The 2276-nt window shown below is 30.0% G+C and carries 3 protein-coding genes and 1 pseudogene; all 4 read left to right on the top strand.

Going from position 1 to position 2276, the window contains the following annotated elements; translation table 11 throughout:
• Nucleotides 1-999: glycosyltransferase family 2 protein (locus tag SULYE_RS07725; RefSeq protein ID WP_007548202.1), on the top strand; the 999-nt coding region annotated here is incomplete at its 5' end.
• 19 nt (nt 1000-1018) lie between these two features.
• The gene (locus SULYE_RS07720) at nt 1019-1432 is read left to right on the top strand and encodes a sugar 3,4-ketoisomerase (RefSeq protein WP_007548200.1); all 414 of its coding nucleotides are present in this window, start codon (nt 1019-1021) and stop codon (nt 1430-1432) included.
• Nucleotides 1429-2025 (top strand): acyltransferase, encoded by a 597-nt coding sequence (locus tag SULYE_RS07715; protein ID WP_007548199.1) that lies wholly within the window; start codon nt 1429-1431, stop codon nt 2023-2025. The genes SULYE_RS07720 and SULYE_RS07715 overlap by 4 nt, the downstream gene beginning before the upstream one ends.
• Before the next feature lie 91 nt (nt 2026-2116).
• Nucleotides 2117-2276 (top strand): annotated as a pseudogene (locus SULYE_RS08690) (DegT/DnrJ/EryC1/StrS family aminotransferase); the annotation flags it as partial.

Below are 2276 nucleotides of genomic sequence, written 5' to 3'. Positions count from 1 at the left end.
AAATCTATCGTAGATTCCGATTATCCTAACATAGATTTTATAGTTGTAGATAATTCTGAAAATGAAGAAGAGTTTAATAAGCTTGAAAATATCTTAAAAGAAGTGTTTGGAGAAACTATAACAAAACAGTATTATCTATTAAAAAATATTAACAACGGCTATGCAGGCGGAAACAATTTAGGCATAAGATACGCTATAGAAAATTTAAAATCAGAATATATATGGCTGCTCAATCCAGACACAAAAATAGAAAAAAATACACCTTTGGAGCTTTTAAAGACATTAGAGTATACAGACGTTCCGGTAGTTACTTGTAAGATAAAAAATTACGATGATGAGAAGGTTCAATATGCAGGGGACAATGTATTCTTAGGAGGGGTTGAAAACTTAAAAGATTACGGCTTAAGATATGTAAAATTTTTATCGGGTGCCAACATTTTTATGAGAAGTGAAGTTATTGAAAAAGTGGGATATATAAATGAAGATTTCTTTTTATACTTTGAAGATAATGAATTTCTTGTAAGATTAAGAAAAAACGGAATAAATCCAATTTATACACCTTTTACATTCATTAGACATAAAGTTGGAGGTACTACGGATAAAAGCAATAAATATCCTTTATGGTATTATTATGAGATAAGAAACAGATTGTTGATTCTTGATTATGTAGTAGATAATAAATATGATTTTATGGATTATCTAGCAAGCACTTTAGATGAGATTAGAAAAAGCTATGCTGAATCAGAGTATAACAAGAAGCAAGCTATTTTGGATAGTATTTTTGATTTTAGTAAAAGGATAAAAGGGAAAGTAAATAGAGGCGATTTTGACAAAGAAGAAATAGAAAATAGGTTGAAAGAGCTTGAAAATTATATAGAGGATATTGTTATAGGCTATGATATTGAAAAGAGATATTTAAAATTAAAATTGGACCCGCAGAAAATGGATTTATTTGATGGGTTTTTGGAGTTGGTGAGGATAAAGAAGATAATTTTTTAGTTTAAAAATCGGAGGGAAAATGAGTATTGAAAGGTGTAAAATAATAAACCTTCCCAAGATTAGCGACCCAAGAGGTAATCTTACATTTATAGAAAGTAATAAACATATACCGTTTGAGATTAAAAGAGTATATTATTTGTATGACGTTCCGGGTGGTGAAACAAGAGGTGGACATGCTCATAAGAATTTACAGCAGCTTTTAATTGCTGTAAGTGGAAGCTTTGATGTTGTAGTAGACGATGGATACGAAAAAAGAAGATACCATCTAAATAGGTCTTATTATGGGCTATATATACCAACTATGATATGGAGAGAAATGGATAATTTTTCCTCCGGTTCTGTTTGTCTTGTATTAGCATCTGACTTTTACAATGAGGATGATTATATAAGAGATTATGATGAGTTTTTAAAGGAAGTAAGGAAAGAAAAATGAAGAAAATGTATACGGAAATTGACGGTGTTTACATACATCCTAAAGCAATAGTAGAATCAAATAAGATAGGAAAAGGGACAAGGATTTGGGCTTTTGTTCATATACTACCAGGAGCAGTAATTGGAGAAAATTGTAATATTTGTGATTATACTTTTATTGAAAACGATGTAATAATTGGAAATAATGTAACAATAAAAAGTGGAGTACAAATTTGGGATGGTTTAAGAATTAAAGACAATGTGTTTATCGGACCAAATGTTACTTTTACTAATGATCTTTATCCAAGAAGTAAGGTATACCCTAAGGAGTTCATAAAGACTTATTTGGAAGAAGGGGTAAGTATAGGAGCGAATGCTACAATTATATGTGGCATTACTATAGGGAAATGGGCAATGATTGGCGCAGGTAGTGTTGTAACAAAAAATATTCCTGATTATGCTCTTGTATTTGGTAATCCTGCAAAAATAAAAGGTTATGTTTGTAGATGTGGCAAAAAATTAAAATTTAAAGATAGTAAGGCAGAATGTGAATGTGGAAAAATTTATGAGATGAGGGATAATAAAGTTTTTATAGTAACAAATGACAAAAATTAATGGAGAATGAATATTTATTTTATGCAAGCAATTTACCAATTTTTATTATGAAGAAAATAAATAACATTTATTTCACTAAGCCGGAGATAAAATGATCCCATTTCTAGACCTAAAAAAACTTAACGCTCAGTATAGAGATGAGCTAATAGAAGCGTGCATAAGAGTTATTGATAGTGGGATGGTATATTCTTGGAAAAGAAGTAGAAGAATTTGAAAAGGAGTTTGCTAATTACTGTGGTACAAAATACGCA

Source organism: Sulfurihydrogenibium yellowstonense SS-5, assembly GCF_000173615.1.
GTDB lineage: Bacteria > Aquificota > Aquificia > Aquificales > Hydrogenothermaceae > Sulfurihydrogenibium > Sulfurihydrogenibium yellowstonense.
This window is presented reverse-complemented; position numbering and strand designations above follow the sequence as displayed.